This is a genomic window from Massilia sp. (genome assembly GCF_032106685.1).
Lineage (GTDB): Bacteria > Pseudomonadota > Gammaproteobacteria > Burkholderiales > Burkholderiaceae_D > Telluria.
The window spans coordinates 23,240-41,504 of record NZ_DAMCPG010000029.1; the positions used below are offsets into that span (position 1 = coordinate 23,240).

Annotated in this window: 16 protein-coding genes; 14 read left to right on the forward strand and 2 right to left on the reverse strand. The window is 69.9% G+C overall.

Going from position 1 to position 18,265, the window contains the following annotated elements:
- Positions 1–92: 92 nt before the first annotated feature.
- Both RT688_RS15810 and RT688_RS15815 read left to right on the forward strand, forming a co-directional pair.
- Complete coding sequence (locus tag RT688_RS15810) at positions 93–1,436, forward strand: hemolysin family protein (RefSeq protein ID WP_313705805.1); 1,344 nt, start codon at positions 93–95, stop codon at positions 1,434–1,436.
- Between the two features lie 128 nt (positions 1,437–1,564).
- The gene (locus RT688_RS15815; RefSeq protein WP_313705806.1) at positions 1,565–2,011 is read left to right on the forward strand and encodes a hypothetical protein; all 447 of its coding nucleotides are present in this window, start codon (positions 1,565–1,567) and stop codon (positions 2,009–2,011) included.
- A 14-nt stretch (positions 2,012–2,025) separates the two neighbouring features.
- On the opposite strand, the gene RT688_RS15820 is transcribed toward RT688_RS15815, so the two are convergent.
- On the reverse strand, positions 2,026–2,640 hold the full coding sequence (locus RT688_RS15820) for a LysE/ArgO family amino acid transporter (protein ID WP_313705807.1): 615 nt from the start codon (positions 2,638–2,640) through the stop codon (positions 2,026–2,028).
- A 107-nt stretch (positions 2,641–2,747) separates the two neighbouring features.
- Between RT688_RS15820 and RT688_RS15825 the strand changes: the two genes are divergently transcribed.
- The 4 genes from RT688_RS15825 (at position 2,748) to RT688_RS15840 (ending at position 5,836) form a co-directional block, all read left to right on the forward strand.
- Positions 2,748–3,641, forward strand: a complete 894-nt coding sequence (locus RT688_RS15825) for a LysR family transcriptional regulator ArgP (protein ID WP_313705808.1) — start codon at positions 2,748–2,750, stop codon at positions 3,639–3,641.
- Between the two features lie 132 nt (positions 3,642–3,773).
- Positions 3,774–4,577, forward strand: coding sequence for a TlpA disulfide reductase family protein (locus tag RT688_RS15830; RefSeq protein WP_313705809.1), 804 nt, complete (start codon positions 3,774–3,776; stop codon positions 4,575–4,577).
- Positions 4,578–4,665: 88 nt separating this feature from the next.
- The gene (locus RT688_RS15835) at positions 4,666–4,998 is read left to right on the forward strand and encodes a metalloregulator ArsR/SmtB family transcription factor (RefSeq protein ID WP_313705847.1); all 333 of its coding nucleotides are present in this window, start codon (positions 4,666–4,668) and stop codon (positions 4,996–4,998) included.
- A gap of 136 nt (positions 4,999–5,134) precedes the next feature.
- A complete protein-coding gene (locus RT688_RS15840; RefSeq protein WP_313705810.1) occupies positions 5,135–5,836 on the forward strand; it encodes an MBL fold metallo-hydrolase in 702 nt (233 codons plus the stop codon).
- An 8-nt stretch (positions 5,837–5,844) separates the two neighbouring features.
- Here the strand turns inward: RT688_RS15840 and RT688_RS15845 are convergent, their stop codons facing one another.
- Positions 5,845–7,245 carry a PLP-dependent aminotransferase family protein gene (locus RT688_RS15845; RefSeq protein ID WP_313705811.1) on the reverse strand — a complete coding sequence of 467 codons (1,401 nt, stop codon included), beginning with the start codon at positions 7,243–7,245 and terminating at the stop codon, positions 5,845–5,847.
- A 190-nt stretch (positions 7,246–7,435) separates the two neighbouring features.
- Here RT688_RS15845 and RT688_RS15850 point away from each other — a divergent pair, with 190 nt between their 5' ends.
- The 8 genes from RT688_RS15850 to RT688_RS15885 all read left to right on the forward strand — a co-directional run bounded on the left by RT688_RS15850 (position 7,436) and on the right by RT688_RS15885 (position 18,265).
- Positions 7,436–7,684, forward strand: a complete 249-nt coding sequence (locus RT688_RS15850; protein ID WP_313705812.1) for a hypothetical protein — start codon at positions 7,436–7,438, stop codon at positions 7,682–7,684.
- 122 nt (positions 7,685–7,806) lie between these two features.
- Positions 7,807–9,150 (forward strand): amino acid permease, encoded by a 1,344-nt coding sequence (locus tag RT688_RS15855; protein WP_313705813.1) that lies wholly within the window; start codon positions 7,807–7,809, stop codon positions 9,148–9,150.
- 95 nt (positions 9,151–9,245) lie between these two features.
- Positions 9,246–11,624, forward strand: coding sequence for an EAL domain-containing protein (locus RT688_RS15860; protein WP_313705814.1), 2,379 nt, complete (start codon positions 9,246–9,248; stop codon positions 11,622–11,624).
- A gap of 142 nt (positions 11,625–11,766) precedes the next feature.
- A complete protein-coding gene (locus RT688_RS15865) occupies positions 11,767–12,309 on the forward strand; it encodes a helix-turn-helix domain-containing protein (protein ID WP_313705815.1) in 543 nt (180 codons plus the stop codon).
- Positions 12,310–13,992, forward strand: a complete 1,683-nt coding sequence (locus RT688_RS15870; RefSeq protein ID WP_313705816.1) for an MFS transporter — start codon at positions 12,310–12,312, stop codon at positions 13,990–13,992.
- A 26-nt stretch (positions 13,993–14,018) separates the two neighbouring features.
- Positions 14,019–15,236, forward strand: a complete 1,218-nt coding sequence (locus RT688_RS15875; RefSeq protein WP_313705817.1) for an HlyD family secretion protein — start codon at positions 14,019–14,021, stop codon at positions 15,234–15,236.
- A complete protein-coding gene (locus RT688_RS15880; protein WP_313705818.1) occupies positions 15,233–16,690 on the forward strand; it encodes an efflux transporter outer membrane subunit in 1,458 nt (485 codons plus the stop codon). The genes RT688_RS15875 and RT688_RS15880 overlap by 4 nt, the downstream gene beginning before the upstream one ends.
- 342 nt (positions 16,691–17,032) lie before the next feature.
- Positions 17,033–18,265 carry a 3-methyl-2-oxobutanoate dehydrogenase (2-methylpropanoyl-transferring) subunit alpha gene (locus RT688_RS15885; RefSeq protein ID WP_313705819.1) on the forward strand — a complete coding sequence of 411 codons (1,233 nt, stop codon included), beginning with the start codon at positions 17,033–17,035 and terminating at the stop codon, positions 18,263–18,265.

An 18,265-nucleotide genomic window follows, 5' to 3' on the forward strand; every position in this document is an offset into this window, starting at 1 on the left:
GTCGGCGCCAGGCGAACGTGCGATGATGCCGACGGCGCCCCTCGCGCCCCGGAACCCGGCCCGGCCCGCCGGCTGGAGACACGCGCCGCACCATGACCGACATCCTGATCATCCTCTTCCTGATTCTCCTGAATGGTGTGTTCGCGATGTCCGAACTGGCGCTGGTGTCCGCCAAGCGCCTGCGCCTGGAAAAGCAGGCCGGGGAAGGCAGCCGCGGCGCGCATGCGGCCCTGAAGCTGGCGGACAATCCCAGCCACTTCCTCTCCACGGTGCAGGTCGGGATCACGCTGATCAGCATCTTCAACGGCGCCTTCGGCGAAGCCTCGCTGGTGGCGCGCATGCTGCCCTGGCTGGAGTCGATGCCGCTGACCCAGCCCTACGCCTACCAGATCGCGCTCGGCCTGGTGGTGGTGTGCATCACCTTCGCCTCGATCATCCTCGGCGAACTGGTGCCGAAGCGGATCGCCATGCAGTACCCGGAGGCGATGGCGACCCTGATCGCGCCGCCGCTGCGCATGCTGTCGACGATCATGTCGCCGTTCGTGAAGATCCTGTCCCTCGCCACCGAGGCGATCGCGCGCCTGATCGGCATCGGCGGCCACAAGGACGAGACGCCGACCGAGGAAGACATCACCGGCATGATCAAGGAAGGGACCGACGCCGGCGTGTTCGAGAAGACCGAATTCGACATCGTCTCGCGCGCGCTGCGCCTGGACGACCGCCACCTGAAGGCGCTGATGACGCCGCGCGTGGACATGGTCTTCGTCGACCTCGACGGCGAGCGCGGCGCGACCCTGCGCCGGATCGCCGACAGCCAGTACAGCCGCTTTCCCGTGTGCCGCGGCGACCGCTCGCAGGTGGTCGGCTTCATCCATACCGGCGTCCTGTTCGAACAGGCGGTGCGCGCAGGCTCGCTCGACGCGGTCGATATCGGGGCGGCGGTGCAGGACATCCTCTACGTGCCGGAGACGGTGAGCGCGATGGGCGTGCTGGAGCTGTTCAAGAAGAACAACGCCGAGCTGGGCCTGATCGTCGACGAGTACGGCGACATCCAGGGCATGGTGACCATGACCGACCTGATGAGCGCCCTGGTGGGCGACGTCACCGTGATCGGCGAGGAGCACGACCCGGACGCGGTGCAGCGCGAGGACGGCAGCTGGCTGCTCGACGGCGGCATGGTGCTCGACCGTTTCCGCGACCTGTTCGATGCCGGCCTGCGCTTTCCGGCCGAGGAGAACGGCGCCTACCACACGCTGGCCGGCTTCCTGCTCTACCAGTTCGGCTACATCCCGCGCCCGTCCGAGAGCCTGGCCTGGGACGCCTGGCGCTTCGAGGTGGTCGACATGGACGGCAACCGCATCGACCGCATCCTGGTGACGCACGCGCCCATGCCGCCGGCGCCAGACGAGGAGCGCGCCGGCGGGCGCGACGCCTGAACGCGCCCGGCTGGACGCGGCAGCGCGGCGACGGCTGTAGCATTTGCTTACACGAATTGCGAGTTAGCGAACGGAGCCATTCTCCGAAAGCGCGCACACTGGAACAAAACACGCGCCCGGAGCCTGAAATGACCAAACGATTCACCTTTGCCACCACCGTACCCGCCTCGGTCGACGAGGCCTGGTCGTGGTCGACCTCCATCAGGGGCATCAAGTCGGAAATGTGGCCGATCCTGAAGATGACCTTTCCCAAGGAGCTGACCCACATCGGCAAGGAAACCACGCTGCAAAAACCCATCTGCCGCTGCCAGTTCCTGCTGCTCGGCCTGTTCCCGATCGACATGTCGAAGCTGACCTTCGTCGAGCTCGAACCGGGCCGGCGCTTTGTCGAGCAGTCGCCGCTGCTGTCGATGCGGCTGTGGCGCCACGAGCGCATCGTCACGCCTTCGCCCGAGGGCACGGTGGTGACCGACAACGTCGAGTTCACGCCGCGCTTCGCCGAGCCGGTGGTCGGCTGGTTCGTCAAGCGCTTCTTCGAGCACCGCCATGCGGTGCTGTCGCGCTCGCTGAGATAACACGGCCGCGCGGCTCAGCCGCGCAGCACCAGCGCCGCCAGCGCCAGCATCAGGACGCCGGTGAAGGCCTCGATGCCGCGCCACACCGCCGGCCGCGAGAGCACGCCGGCGCAGCGCCGCGCCAGCAGCCCCAGGCCGGCGAACCACAGCAACGACGCCGCCATCGCCCCGGCGGCGAACGAGGAGCGGTGCTCCAGCGCCAGGCTGCTGCCCACCGCGCCCAGCAGCACCACGGTGTCCAGGTAGACGTGGGGATTCAGGAGCGACATCGCCAGCACCGTCACCAGGGCCTTGCGCGCGCCGCCGGCCCGCGGCATGTCCGCCGGCGCCGGCGCGCCGGCGCCGCGCCAGCTGCTCGCCAGGCAGCGCAAGCCATACCAGAGCAGGAAGGCCGCGCCGCCCCAGCGGCAGGCCGCCAGCAGCGCCGGCGAATTCTCCACCAGGGCGCCGAAGCCCGCCATGCCGAGCGCGATCAGGCCGACGTCGACCGCCACGCAGGCGGCGACCGTCAGCGCCAGGTGGCTCCCGCGAACGCCGGTGCGGATCACGTGCGCGTTCTGGGCCCCGATCGGCATGATCAGGCTTGCGCCCAGGCCCAGGCCCTGCATGAATACTTGTTGCGAAAACATCTGTCCGGCTCCGGCTTGCTGTGTTGTAAAGCCGGCAGTATCGAACCGGATACCGCAATCATCAATTATATTAATGCTTTCTAAATATAGTTAAGCTGGGCTAATCCATGCAGATCGATCCCCGCCGCAGCGCCGCCTTCATCGCCGCGCTCGACAGCGGCAGCCTGGAAGGCGCCGCGCAGCAACTGCGGATCACGCCCTCGGCGGTGTCGCAACGCATTTCCGCGCTCGAACAGGAACTCGGCGCGCCGCTGCTGGTGCGCACCCGCCCCTGCCGCCCGACCGCGCCCGGCATGCGCCTGCTGCAGTTCCTGCGCCGGCGCGCCTTGCTGGAACAGGAATTCATGGCCGAACGCGACAGCGAAGCCGGCCCGGTACGGGTCGCGCTGGCCGTCAACAACGACACGCTGGCGACCTGGCTGTTGCCGCTGCTGGCGCCGCTGCTGGTCGAAGAGGAACTGCTGGTCGAATTCGTGCTCGACAACCAGGGCCACACCTTCGCCCTGCTGGAGCAGGGCCAGGCGGTGGCCTGCATCTCCGGCGAAGCCGAGCCGATGCGGGGATGCACGGTCGAGCCGCTCGGCATGATGCGCTACCGCATGGTCGCGGCGCCCGCCTTCGCGCGGCGCTGGTTTCCGCGCGGGCTGGATCGCGAAGCCGCGCGCAAGGCGCCGGTGATGGTGTTCGACCGCAAGGACACCCTGCAGACCCAGTTCCTGCTCCAGCACCTGGGCCTGCCCGAGGGCAGCTACCCCTTCCACTACGTGCCGGCCAGCGACCCTTACGTGCAGGCGATCCGCCTCGGCCTGGGCTATGGCATGCTGCCGCTGGAACAATGCGCGGACCTGCTCGCCGCCGGCGCCCTGGTCGACCTGGCGCCCGACCTGCACGTCGACGTGCCGCTGTACTGGCACGCCTGGCGCATCCAGCCGGCGCGCCTGGAACGCATGGGGGCCGCCCTGGTCAAGGCCGCGCGGGGACGCTTGCTGCCGCTGGCCTGAGCACGGATCGGCATGGCGACCGGTGGCGACGGGCCCGCGCGGGCATGAGCCGGTGCGCCGCCTTGGCTGCTCTTAATCATCCTCTAACATTGTTGAGTTAATATCCGGCCAAACAATCCGCAGGAGAAGCGCTTGGATGCAGTCAGCCTCGGCCCCCTGGCCGTACCGGTGCGCGTGCTCGCGCCGATCGCCGGCATCGCCGCCGCCAGCCTCGTCGTGCTGTGGTGGCGCCGGCGCCATGCCGTCGACGCCGACCCGGCCCTGTGGCGCATGTTGCTGTGGGGCTTCCTGGCGGCCCGCGCCGCCTTCGTGCTCAAGCACTTCGACGCCTATGCGGCCGCGCCGCTCTCGATGCTCGACATCCGCGACGGCGGCTTCGTCGCCTTCGCCGGCCTACTGGTGGCCTTTGCCGTCGGCTTCGAGCGCGTGCACCGCGACGGCGCCCTGCGCCGCCCGCTGCTGGCCGCCTCGCTCGCCGGCGTGGCGGTCTGGACCGGGGCAAACTTCGCGGCGGTGGCCGGTGCGCCGGCATCGCCGCCCCTGCCCGAACTGACCCTGAAACGCCTGGACGGCGGCGACGTCGGACTGCGCACGCTGGCCGGCAAGCCGATGGTGGTCAACCTGTGGGCCACCTGGTGCCCGCCCTGCCGGCGCGAGATGCCCGCCCTCGGCGCGGCCCAGGCCGCCCACCCCGAGGTTGCCTTCGTGTTCGTCAACCAGGCCGAGGACGCCGCCACTGTCGCGCGCTACCTCGACGGCGCCGGCCTGGAGCTGGCCAACGTACTGATCGATCCGATCCGTTCCCTGGCGCGCGCGACCGACGTCAAGGGCTACCCGACCACGCTGTTCTACGACCGCCACGGCAGGCTGGCGGCGCGCCACATGGGCGAGCTGTCGCCGGCGCAGTTGCGCGAACGGCTGGAGGCGTTGCGTTAGTAGAAACCGGCAGCCAGGCCCCGACACAATCTATTGATTTATAAAATATTCGTCGGCATAATAACGATCCTGAAGGAAAACGACCATGATGGAAGAAACCGCCCCGCTCGACCTGGAAGCCATGCGCGCAGCCGCGGAACGCGCCCGCGGCCTGCTGAAGGTGCTGTCCAATCCCGACCGTATGCTGCTGCTGTGCAAGCTGGCCGAGGGCGAACACAGCGTAGGCGCGCTCGAATCGGCGGTCGGGATCAGCCAGCCGACCCTGTCGCAGCAGCTCGCGGTCCTGCGCGACGAAGGCCTGGTGCAGACCCGGCGCGCGGGCAAGCAGATCCATTACTCGATTTCCAGCCCCGAGGCGTTGGCGGTGATGCGCACCCTCTACGCCCTCTATTGCCCGAGGCAGGAAGGCGTTCCTTCGTGAACACCGGCCGGCGGCGTTTCACCGCCCGGGTGTCGCGCGCCGGCGGCGCGCCGCCCGAAGCGCCGCGCGGCCGGATCCCGAAAGGCGCCTGGACCGCAGCCTGCCTTATCATACTCGGACTTGTCGAGGAGAAATCATGCACGTGAACCCGATCCAGTTGTTCGACGTCGAGTCGTCGACCTTCACCTACATCCTGGCCGCGCCGGGGGCGGCGGACGCCGTCATCGTCGACCCGGTCGACCGCCACTGCGAGCGCGACCTGGCGCACCTGGCGCGCCTGGGCCTGAAACTGGCCTATGTGCTCGAGACCCACGCCCACGCCGACCACGTCACCTCGGCCGGCCGCCTGCGCGAGCGCACCGGCGCCCAGGCCTGCGTGCCGAGCGGCTGCGGCATCGCCCCGGCCGAGGTCCAGCTGAACGACGGCGACGTGATCCGCTTCGGGGCCGGCGAGGAGATCGTCGTGCTGCACACCCCCGGCCACACGGCCGGCAGCGTCAGCTTCCTCTGGCGCGGCAACGTGTTCACCGGCGACACCCTGCTGATCGACGGCTGCGGCCGCACCGATTTCCAGAGCGGCAGCGCGGGCGACCTGTACGACAGCGTGACCGAAAAGCTGTTCCGCCTGCCCGATGCGATCCGGGTCTGGCCCGGCCACGACTACAAGGGCCAGAGCGTGTCCACCATCGGCTGGGAAAAGCGCCACAACGCGCGCCTGGCCAATCGCTCGCGCGAGGACTTCATCGCGCTGATGGACAACCTGAACCTGCCGCGCCCGAAACTGATGGACATCGCGGTGCCGGCCAACCGCCAGCTCGGCCTGCCGCACGCGGCCTGAGCATTCACCTAGACCACGGCGGCGCCGAACGACTCGGGCCGCCGCGCAAGCAGCCGCGACAAGCGCTGCAGGCCCGCCTGCAAGCGTGCGCGCTCCTGGATGCTGCCCAGGCAGACCCGGATCGCATTCACGGAGGCGCCGTCCATGGCGAAGGCCTCGGCCGGCGTGACGGCGACACCCTCGGTGTCCGCGGCCCGCGCGAACTGGAAAGCGTTCCAGTACCCCGGCAACGCCAGCCATACATGCAGGCCATCCCCGCTCCCGCTGTAGCGCCCGGCCAGGATCTCGCGCGCCATCCGCTGCCGCAGGCGCGCCTCGCCGCGCACGCCTTCCATCAAGGCGCCGGCCGAACCGTCGAGGATCCACTGGGTGGCCAGCGCCGCCGTCAGCGGGGCGGCCATCAGCGCAAACGACCGTAGCGCGACCAGGAAACGTTCGCGCTCGCGCGGATCGCGCACCAGCACGAAAGCGACACGCAGGCCGGGCGTCAGGCATTTCGACAGGGTCGAGACGTAGGTGACATGACCCGGGGCGAAGGTGGCAATCGGCGGCGGCGCGGCGGCGGCGAGCAGCCAGTAGGGATCGTCCTCGACGATGCGCATGTTGCAGCGCTGCGCGACGGCGGCAAGCTCCTTGCGCCGGCCTTCCGGCATGGTGACCGCGGTCGGGTTCTGCAGGGTCGGATTCAGGTAGACCAGCCCGGGCCGGTGGCGGCGGCACGCCTCCTCGAGCATCGCGGGCAGCATCCCGTCCTGGTCCGCTTCCACCGCGACGATACGGCGCCCGAACCCGGTCGCCGCGGCGCGCAAGCCGGGATAAGCCGTCGGCTCGGCCAGGATGACGGCGCCGGGCTCGGTCAGCGCCAGGATCAATGCCGCGATCGCCGCCTGCGCACCCGGACAGACCAGGACCTGGCCGGCGTCGAGCTGCCCGAACATCGGCGCCAGCCACCTGACGCCCGCCGCGCGCCCGGAATCGCTGCCCCCGCCCAGGTGGTAGGTCATCAGCGCCGCATTGTCGGCCCGCATCAGTACCTGGGATAAGCCTTGCTTCAACATGTCGTCGAAGTCCACACCGGCCGGCGGCGGCGGGGTGTTCATGCTCAGGTCGAGCACCGGGCTCAGTTCGGCTTTCGGCGCGGCGACATAGGTGCCGCGCGCGCCGCGGCCCTCGAGCAGGTTGCGGCGCCGGGCTTCGTCATAGGCGCGGGTGACCGTCGTCAGGTCGAGCGCCAGTTGCGCCGCCAGCCGGCGCTGCGGTGGCAGGCGGTCGCCCGGTTTCAGCGCGCCGTCCGCCACCGCCGCCTGCAGGGCATCGGCGATCTGCAGGAAACGGGGTCCTTTGTTCGCGGCCAATCGCGGCAGCCAGGACGGCGCGTCTTCGTCTTGTATGGTTTTCAACTGGGACATTTTGTCTCAATGTATGGAAATTGCTTTTAAGTAGAATGCCTTAGAACGCGCGGCAAGGCCATCCCTGCATGGTGTCGCCGGTGTTTTTTCCTCCTCATCCACATTCGGCAACGCAGGTCGCCGAAGCGGCGGTCGAGATCGCGCATCACGCTGTAGCGTGTCAAGTAATAGCCTGGAAATATTCAACATCATGGATTGGTTCCCGATAGTCGCCGTAACGTTCAAGTTTCTCGTGCTGGGCACGGGCATGTTCTTCGCCATCAAATGGCATTACGATCAAGGGAAGAAAAAGAAGGAGATCGGGAAAGAAGAGGAGAAGCGCGCTGTGCTGCGCGCGGCCGGCAAGGTGGCCGCGCTCTTCGTGCTGGCGCTCGTCGTCCTGGTGTTCGCCACCTTCACCCTCGCCGGCAGGCTGGGCCTGGACCTGAACTTCCCGTGACCGCAGGCCCGGGCCGCCAGGGCCGCCCGAGCCGGCCGGCCCGGCCCCGCGCGTTGGTATTGCACGCTGGCATCGCCAACATGCTTTAGAATCATTGACTTTTGCATACTGGCGCAGCGGCAATGGCAGAACCGACGCAACAACTCAAACGCGGCCTCAAGGGCCGCCACATCCAGCTCATCGCCCTCGGCGGCGCGATCGGCACCGGTCTCTTCCTCGGGATCGCCCAGACCATCCAGATGGCCGGCCCCTCGGTCTTGCTCGGCTACGGCGTGGCCGGCGTGTTCGCCTTCCTGATCATGCGCCAGCTCGGCGAAATGGTGGTGGCCGAGCCGGTGGCCGGCTCGGTCAGCTACTTCGCCGACAAGTACGGCGGCCACATGGCCGGCTTCGTGACCGGCTGGAACTACTGGATGATGTACATCCTGGTCAGCATGGCCGAGCTGTCGGCGGTCGGCGTCTACGTCCAGTACTGGTGGCCCGAGATCCCGACCTGGGTCTCTGCCCTGGCCTGCTTCCTCGTCATCAATTCCTTCAGCCTGCTCAACGTGCGCGCCTTCGGCGAGCTGGAATTCTGGTTCGCCGTGATCAAGGTGGTCGCGGTGGTCGGCATGATCCTGTTCGGCGGCTGGCTGCTGGCCTCGGACAGCGCCGGCCCCGAGGCCGGCGTGGCCAACCTGTGGCGCCACGGCGGCTTCTTCCCGAACGGGCTCCAGGGGCTGGTGATGGCGATGGCCGTCATCATGTTCTCGTTCGGCGGCCTGGAGCTGATCGGCATCACCGCCGCCGAGGCCGACAATCCGGAAAAGACCATCCCGCGCGCCACCAACCAGGCCCTGTACCGCGTGCTGATCTTCTATGTCGGCGCCCTGTTCATCCTGCTCTCGCTGTTCCCGTGGCAAAAGGTCGTCAGCGGCGGCAGCCCCTTCGTACTGATCTTCGCCGCCCTGAACAGCAATGCCGTGGCGACCATCCTGAACGTGGTCGTGCTGACCGCGGCCCTGTCGGTGTACAACAGCGGCGTCTACGCCAACACCCGGATGCTGTACGGCCTGGCCAGCCAGGGCAATGCGCCCGGCTTCCTCAAGCGGCTGACGAAAAGCGGCGTGCCGCTGCCGGCCCTGGGCGTATCGGCCGCGGCCACCCTCGCCTGCGTGCTGGTCAACTACGCGATGCCGGCCGAGGCCTTCGGGATGATGATGGGCCTGGCCGTGTCCGGCCTGATCATCAACTGGGCCACGATCTCGCTGGTGCACCTGCGCTTTCGCGCCAGCCGCGCCGGCGAGCGGACGATCTTCCCGAGCCCCTTGCACCCGCTCTCGAACTGGCTGTGCCTGGCGTTCCTGGCCGGTATCCTGGTGATCATGTACCTGACGCCGGGCATGCGCCTCTCGGTCTACCTGATCCCGGCCTGGCTGCTGCTGCTCGCCATCGGTTACCTGCTGCGCCGGCGCGGCATGAAGTAAGCGCCCGGAGGCCGGGCGCGGGGGGCGCGGCTCGCTTGCGCCGTGCCCGGCGCGAAGCGGTTACCATGCCGGCTGGAGATTCCAGCAGCCCAGGCATGAATATTTTCGAACAGCGATTGGGGCGCGGCCACGCCGGCGCCGGCGCCGCCCCGGGCGCCACCGTCATCGCCGACGCCGACCGGCGCGTCCTCGGCGCCAGTGCGGACTTCCTCGCGCGCACCGGGCTCGCGCACGGCGACCTGGCCGGGCGCAGCCTGGACGAACTCGGCCCCATGCTCGAACGCTGCCGCCACCTGGCGCAGCCGGCCGGCCTGCACGTCGTTCCCGTCGGCGCGCAAGGGGGCGTCGCCTACCACGCCGCCACCCTGTTCGAGGCGCGCGCAGCCCAGCCCGGCGCCCCGCCGCGCAACTTCGACGAGCTGCTCGACCACATCCCGGCCGGCGTGGTCATCTGCGCGGCCGACTCGCGCGCCATCTACGCCAACCGCTACGCGCTCGAGCTGCTTGGCGTGGCGATCGACAAGATGCGCGCCTACCCGGCCGACTCCGGCGCCTGGCAGATCCTGCGCGCCGACGGCAGCGTCCTGCCGCCGGCCGACTACCCGGTCAACTGCGTGCTGCGCACCGGCGCGATGGTCGGCGACGTCGTGGTCGGCCTGCCCGGCCCCAGCGTGCGCTGGCTGCTCTGCAATGCCTATCCGGTCTTCGACGCCGCCGGCCAGGTCGGCGAAGTGGTGGTCTGCTTCACCGATTGCACCGAGCTCAAACAGGTCGAACGCTCGCTGCACAAGTCCGAGGAGCGCCTGCGCCTGGTGCTGCAGGGGTCGACCGACGGCTCGTGGGACTGGGACCTGGTGCAGCACCAGCTCTACTATTCGGAGCGCTGGTGGGAAATGATCGGCTACGGGCCGCACGAGCGCGAGTCCGACGAGCGCACCTGGCGCGCATTCGTGCATCCGGACGACCTGCCGCGCGTGCACGACTATCTCGAGCGCCTGATGGCATCGACGGAGCACAGCTACCACATCGAGATGCGCCTGCGCCACCGCGAGGGCCACTACGTGCCGGTGCTGGCGCGCGGCTTCGTGCTGCGCGACGAGGCCGGGCGCGCCGTGCGCCTGTCGGGCACCAACACCGACCTGACCGAGGCCAAGCGCGCCGAGCAGCGCATCTACGAGCTGGCCTATTTCGACTACCTGACCGGACTGCCGAACCGGCGCCTGCTGATCGAACAGCTGGGCAAGATCCTGACCCGCGCCGCGCGCACCCGCCAGCATGGCGCCCTGCTCTTCATCGACCTGGACAACTTCAAGCTGCTCAACGACACCCTCGGCCACGACATCGGCGACCACCTCCTGCGCCAGGTGGCCGAGCGCCTGCGCCACACGGTGCGCGAGAGCGACCACCTGTCGCGCCTGGGCGGCGACGAATTCGTGGTGGTGCTCGAGAACCTGGGCGAGTCCGAGGCCGCGGCCGTGCACGAGTCGCAGCTCGTCGGCGGCAAGCTCCTCGGGGCGCTGGCCCAGCCCTACTACCTGGCCGGGCGGCCGAGCGTGAGCACGCCCAGCGTCGGCGTGGCCGTGTTCGGGGCCGGCGCCACCAGCGTCGAGCTGCTGCTGCGCCAGGCCGACCTGGCGATGTACCGCGCCAAGGCCGAGGGCCGCAACACGGTGCGTTTCTTCGATCCCAGCATGCAGGCCGCGGCCGACCGCCAGATCGAGCTGGAGAACGACCTGCGCGACGGCATCCGGCGCGGCCACTTCGAGCTGCATTGCCAGCCCCAGTTCGGCCTGGACGGCGCGCTGGCCGGCGGCGAGGTGCTGGTGCGCTGGCGCCACGACGTGCGCGGCCTGGTCATGCCGGGCGAATTCATCGGCCTGGCCGAGGGCTGCGGCCTGATCGCGCCGCTCGGGAAGCTGGTGCTGTCCGAGTCCTGCCGCGTGCTGGCGCGCTGGGCCCGCGACGCGCGGCTGCGCGAGCTGACGCTGGCGGTCAACGTCAGCGCCCACCAGCTGCGCGAGGCCGACTTCGTCGACAGCGTGCTCGCCTGCGTGCGGGAGAGCGGCGCCGATCCGCGCCGCCTGTGCCTGGAGCTGACCGAAACCGTGTTCGCCGAAAACGTCGAGGACGTCAGCGCCAAGATGAACGCGCTGCGCGATCACGGCATCCGCTTCTCGCTGGACGACTTCGGCACCGGCTATTCCTCGCTGAGCTACCTGCGGCGCTTCCCGCTGGCGGAGCTGAAGGTCGACCGCGGCTTCGTCAAGGACCTGCCGGGCGACGCCCACGCCGGCGCGATCGTCGACGCCATCCTGGCGCTCGCGCGCACGCTCGACCTCACGGTGGTGGCCGAAGGCGTCGAGACGGGCGAGCAGCGCGACTTCCTGGCCGCGCACGGCTGCCAGGTGCTGCAGGGATACCTGCTGGGGCGGCCGATTCCCGTCGCCGAGTTCGAACGGCGCTACGGCGGCTGAACGCGCCGCTTCCTCGCGTGCGCTGGACGCTGCCGCATCGCAGTATTCTAGTAGCAAAGCGACAAGCGGCGCCGCGGTTCGGACGGCAGTTTCCATTGTCCGCTTCCGACCAACCGGACAAAGGTGTCCCGACTTGACGACGATGCTCAGATCCGATGCCGCGCTGCGGCGCGACCAGATCCTCGATGCGGCCGACGCCGTGTTTTCCAGCCATGGGGTGACGGCTCCGCTCGACCTGGTCGTGGCGCGCGCCGGGGTCGGGCGCGCCACCCTGTACCGCAATTTCCCCGACCGCGCCGCCCTGGTCGACGCCCTGCTCGAACGCGCCCTCGCCGGACTGGAGGACGAGGCCGGGCAGCTCGACCTGTTCGGCCTGCTCGAACGGGTCGCGCTGCGCATCGCCGCCTCACCGGCGGTGACCGACTACTGGCGCGCGGTCGAACCCGGCCATCCGATGGCGAAGACCGGGCGCGATCGCCTGGCCCGGCTGTTCCGCGCGCCGCTGGCGGCCGCCCTTGCCGGCGGCGCCTGCCGCGCCGACCTGCGCCCGGCCGACGTCGTCCTGCTGTGCGGCATGCTGGGCGCGGCCCTGCGCGGCGCCACCCCGGCCACGCGGCGGGCCCAGGCGCGGCGCGCGCTGGAACTGCTTGCCGGGGGCATCGCCGCACCCGGAGGGAGCCGCTAGATGGCCCAGCTGCTCAAGCCCACGCCGAACTGGGAGGAACACGAGAAGCCATCGCTGCCCGGCTCGCCGGCGATGCCGTACCACACCCCGGCGGTGCGCGCCGCCTACGCCTGCGTGGCGCTGCTGGTCGGGATCACGGGCGGGCTGGGCAACGCACTGGTCACGGCCAACCTGCCGACCATCCAGGGCCAGCTCGGCCTGACGCCCTCGGAAGGGGCCTGGCTGCCGGCCGCCTTCGTCATGGTCAACATCACGGCAAACATGCTGGTCTTCAAGTTCCGCCAGCAGTACGGCATGCGCCTGTTCACCGAGATCGGGCTCGGCCTGTACGCCGCCGTCACCGTGCTGCACCTGTTCGTCGGCGGCTTCGCGATGGCGGTCGCGGTGCGCGCCGCCAGCGGCTTCGCCGGCGCCGCCGCCACCACGCTGTCGATGCTCTACATGCTGCAGGCGGCGCCGCGCGCCTACACCGGCAAGATGGTCGTGCTCGGGGTCGGCATCCCGCAGCTGGCCACGCCGCTGGCCTGGCTGCTGTCGCCGACGCTGCTGGTGTTCGGCCAGTGGCACAACCTCTACCTGTTCGAGGCCGGGCTGGCCCTGTGCTCGCTGGCGGCGGTGGTGATCCTGAAGCTGCCGCCGGGGATGCACATCAAGGTCTTCGAAAAACGCGACTTCCTGACCTTCGCCCTGATGGCGCCGGGCGCCGCGATGCTGGTCGCGGTGCTGGCCCAGGGTTATTCGCACTGGTGGCTCGACGAACCCTGGCTCGCTTACCTGTTGATGGGCGCCCTGGTCCTGATCCTCGGCGCGCTCTTCCTCGAGCACCACCGCGAAAATCCCCTGCTGCAGACGCGCTGGCTGGTCACGCCCACCATCCTGCGCTTCATCGTGGGCGCCTTCCTGATCCGCTTCCTCACGTCCGAGCAGACCTACGGCGCGGTCGGCCTGCTGCGCACCCTGGGCATGGGGCCGGACCAGATGCAGCCGCTGTTCGGGGTCATCCTGATCGGCAGCATTGCCGGCGTGCTGGCCAGCGCCCTGACCTTCAGCCCCAAGACCCTGATCCCCCAGCTGCTCGCGGCCATCGTGCTGTTCGGCGTGGCGGCGATGCTCGACTACGGCCGCACCAGCCTGGACCGGCCGCAGGACTTCTACCTCAGCCAGTTCCTGGTGGCGCTCGGCAGCGGCATGTTCCTGGGACCGCTGGTCCTGCTCGGCATCACCCAGGCGCTGAAGTTCGGACCGAACTACGTGGTCACCTTCACCGTCGTGCTGTCGATGACCCAGACCCTGGGCGCCATGACCGGCTCGGCCATGCTGAGCACCTACCAGCTGCACCGCGAGCAGGTGTACTCCAGCGAACTGGTGGCCGGCGTCGACCCGACCGACCCGCAGGTAGCCCGGCGCCTGCAACTGCAGCAGGGCATCTACAGCCCCCTGGTGCTCGATCCCGTCCAGCGCGCCGCCCGCAGCGCGGCCCTGCTGTCCCAGGTCGCCCGGCGCGAGGCGAACGTGCGCGCGTTTAACGACGTGTTCGCCCTGTCCGGCATCCTGGCGCTGCTGTTCCTGTTCTGGTCGCTGTTCGTGGCGGTGCGCGCCGCGGTCCGCGACCGCAGGGCCGCCGCGGCCGCGGCCCCGGCCACCCCTGCCAACCCGGCGCCCGCGGGCGCCGCCAACCGCTGACCCAAGTAGCACGAAAGACACTACGCATGAACGACACGAGGCATCCCACCCGCGAAGAAACCGAAGAGGCCGCCGCCAATCCACCGGTGCCGGGCGACTCGAACGACGGCGCAGCCGCGCCGACCCAGACCCCTGGGCCGGCGCAGACGACTTCCTCCGCCCCCGCCCCCGCCTCCACGCCGCCGAAGAAGATCCGCGCCACCCCGGCCACGATCGGCATCATGCTGGTGGTGGCCGCGGTCGGCATCGCCCTGATCATGTGGGCCTGGCACATCGGCCCCTTCAACACCGCGCGCGTCAGCACCGACAACGCCTACGTGCGCGGGGCGATCACGGTGCTCTCGCCGCAGGTGAACGGCTACGTCGACGAGGTGCTGGTCAAGGATTTCCAGTACGTGAAGGCGGGCCAGGAACTGCTGCGCATCGACAACCGCATCTACGCCGAGCGGGTGCGCCAGGCGGAGGGCCAGCTGGCCAACGCCGTGGCCCAGCTGGACAACGCCCAGCAGACCCAGGCCCAGAACCAGGCGACGCTGGGCGCGGCGCGCGCCAACCTGGCCGCGACCCAGGCCGAGCAGGCGCGCGCCCGCGCCGAACAGGGCCGGGTCGACGAACTGGCCGAACGCGGCTCGGTGTCGCTGAGCGAACGCGACCGCGTGCGCACCTCGGCGCGCCTGGCCGGGGCCAACGTCCTCAAGAACCAGGCCGACATCGACATCGCCCGGCAGCGCATCAAGGCCACCGAGGTCGCGCGCGGCGGCCTGGAAGCGCAGGTGAAGATCGCCGAGGCCCAGCTGGCGCTGGCTAAGATCGACCTGGCGAACACCGTGATCCGCGCCCCGCGCGACGGCCAGGTCAGCGAAGCCTCGGTGCGGCGCGGCCAGTACGTGACGGCCGGCTCGCAACTGCTGTTCCTGGTGCCCGACCAGCTGTGGGTCGTGGCCAATTTCAAGGAAGGCCAGACCTGGCGCATGCGCATCGGCCAGCCGGCGCGCTTCTCGGTCGACGCCTTCGAGGGCGCGACCCTCACCGGCCACGTCGAGCAGATCGCCCCGGCCACCGGCTCGGAGTTCTCGGTGCTGCGCCCGGACAACGCATCGGGCAACTTCACCAAGGTGGTGCAGCGCCTGCCGGTGCGCATCGCGATCGACGCCAACCAGGAGCTGGCCAGGCGCCTGCGCCCCGGCATGTCGGTGACGGCCGTGGTCGACACCGGCGCCCAGCCGCGCGAGGCGGCGCGATGAGGCGCCGGATGGACCACGCGATGGAGCACACGATGGAGCACGCGATGGAGGGCGCGATGGCAGCCGCGCCGCGGCGGCGCTTCCTGGGGCTGCTGGGCGCCCTCGGCGCGGGAACGCTGGCCGGCTGCATGCCGGCCGTGAAGCCGGCGCCGGCGCTGACGCGGGTGACGGCGCCCGCCGGCTGGCGCGAGCCGCAGGAGGCCACGGTGGCGGTCGATCCGCAATGGTGGCGCAGCTTCGGCGACCCGGTCCTGGCGGGCGTGGTCGAGGCGGCGCTGGCGCGCAACAGCGACGTCCTGCTGGCCGTGGCCAGGGTCGACCAGGCGCGCGCCGAGGCCGAGGCGGCGGAGGCGGCGCGCCTGCCCGCGCTCGACCTGGCGGTGGGCGTGCGCGCCGGACGCACGCTCGAATCGATCGGCATCAACCATAGCCGTGCGGTGCAACCCGCGCTGCAGGCGAGCTGGGAACCCGACATCTTCGGACGCATCCGCACCCAGGCCGAGGCCGCCAGGCTGCAATACCGCGCCACCCAGGCCGAGCGCGACGCCGCCGCGCTGGGCGTGGCCGCCGGCGCGGCCCAGAACTACGTGGCCCTGCTGGCCCTGGACGCGCAGTTGCGCATCACGCGCGAGACCGTGGCCTCGCGCGCCGAGGCCCTGCGCCTGGCGAGCGACCAGGCGCGCGTCGGCTACATCTCGCAGCTGCAGCTGACCCAGGCCCAGTCCGAGTACCAGTCCGTCGTGCAGTCCGTGCCCGAACTGGCGCTGGCGGTGCGGCGCCAGGAAAACGCGGTGCGCCTGCTGGCCGGCGAACTGCCGGGCGACGTCGCGCGCGGCCGGGCCTTCGAGGACCTCGACCTGCCGCCGGTGCCTGAAGCCTTGCCTTCGGAACTGCTGGCGCGCCGGCCCGACGTCGCCCAGCGCGAACTGCTGCTGGCCGCCAGCGACGCCGCCCTGGCGCTGCGGCGCCAGGCCTTCCTGCCGCGCATCACCCTGAGCGCCCAGCTGGGAGCCGTGCTGGTGAGCGCGCTCGACTACGATCCGGTGAAGATCTGGAGCATCGGCGGCAGCGTGCTGGCGCCCCTGTTCGAGGGCGGCCGCCTCAGCGCCCAGGTCGATGCGGCCGCCTCGCAGCGCGACCAGGCGGCCTTTGCCTACCGGCGCACGGTGCTGACCGCCTTTTCCGAGGTCGAGAATGCCCTGGCCGGCGTGCCGCGCCTGCGCGACCAGGTCGGCCACGCCCTGCAGCGCCGCGAGATCCTGACGCGCTCGCTCGGCTACGCGCGCGACCGTTACCAGGCCGGTTATGCCTCTTACCTGGAGGAATTGGACGCCCAGCGCAATCTCTACCAGGTGGAGCTGAACCTGGTTACGCTGCGGCGCACACAGATCGATAACCTGATCGGCTTGTACCGGGCGCTGGGCGGCGGCTGGACGGCGCAGGCGGTGTCGTGAGGCAATTCAAGTTGGCGCAGGTTTGGCCGGGCTCGGGTCCATGGGCCGGGCCGCGTGCTACCTTCGCGGCGGATATGGGCGCCGGGACCTGCGCGCCGGGCTAAGGTTAGCGATCACCGCGTGGGCGGCGGAGCCGCCCACCCTACGTAGGGTGGGCGGGTTCCCCGCCCACGCGCCGATACGCGACCTCGGCTGGTGCGCAAACGCCCTGGCGCCCACCGATTTCCACCGTTCCATGCTGCACAGCAGCACGAAAATACTTCGATGCAATGCCCGTGCGCGGGCTTGCAGGACTTATCATTTCTGCTTGCCGCACATCACCTCACAAAGGGAAAGCGAATTATGAGCCAGGGTAATCCTCTGTCGCTGCACGTCCCGGAGCCAACCGGCCGCCCGGGTTGCAAGACTGATTTTTCGTATCTGCAGTTGTCGAAAGCCGGAGAAATCCGCCGGCCCGACGTGAACGTCCAGTTCGGCGAGACCGCCGACCTGGTTTCCTCCCTGATCCGCGTGCTCGACGAGGACGGCAATGCCGTCGGACCCTGGGCGCCCGCGATCGATCCCGAGCAGCTGCGTTTCGGGCTGCGCACCATGATGAAGACCCGCATCTTCGACGCGCGCATGGTCATCGGCCAGCGCCAGAAAAAGATGTCGTTCTACATGACCTCGCTCGGCGAGGAAGCCATCGGCACCGCGCACGCGCTGGCGCTCAAGGACGGGGACATGTGCTTCCCGACCTACCGCCAGCAGAGCCTGCTGATGGCGCGCGAGTACCCGATGGTCGACATGATCTGCCAGCTGCTCTCGAACGAGCGCGACCCGATGAAGGGCCGCCAGCTGCCGGTCATGTACTCGGTCAAGGACAAGGGCTTCTTCTCGATCTCCGGCAACCTGGCGACCCAGGTGCCGCAGGCGGTCGGCTGGGCCATGGCGTCCGCGATCAAGGGCGACACGAAGATCGCGTCGGCCTGGATCGGCGACGGCGCCACCGCCGAAAGCGACTTCCACACCGCGCTCACCTTCGCCCACGTGTACCGGGCGCCCTGCATCATCAACGTCGTCAACAACCAGTGGGCGATCTCGACCTTCCAGGCGATCGCCGGCGGCGAGAGCGTGACCTTCGCCGCGCGCGGCGTCGGCGCCGGCATCGCCTCGCTGCGGGTCGACGGCAACGACTTCCTGGCCGTGTACGCGGCGTCCTGCTGGGCCGCCGAGCGCGCCAGAGGCAACCTCGGACCGACCCTGATCGAATGGGTGACCTACCGCGCCGGCCCGCACTCCACCTCCGACGACCCGTCGCGCTACCGCCCCGCGGACGACTGGTCGCGCTTCCCGCTGGGCGACCCGATCGCGCGCCTGCGCCAGCACCTCACGACAATCGGCGCCTGGTCCGACGCGGAGCACGAGCGCGTCCAGGCCGAGCTCGAGGCCGAGGTCCTGGCCGCGCAGAAGGAAGCCGAACAATACGGCACGCTGGCCGACGGCCGGGTGCCGAGCGCCGCGTCGATGTTCGAGGATGTCTACAAGGACATGCCCGAGCACCTGCGCCGCCAACGTCAACAACTGGGGGTGTGA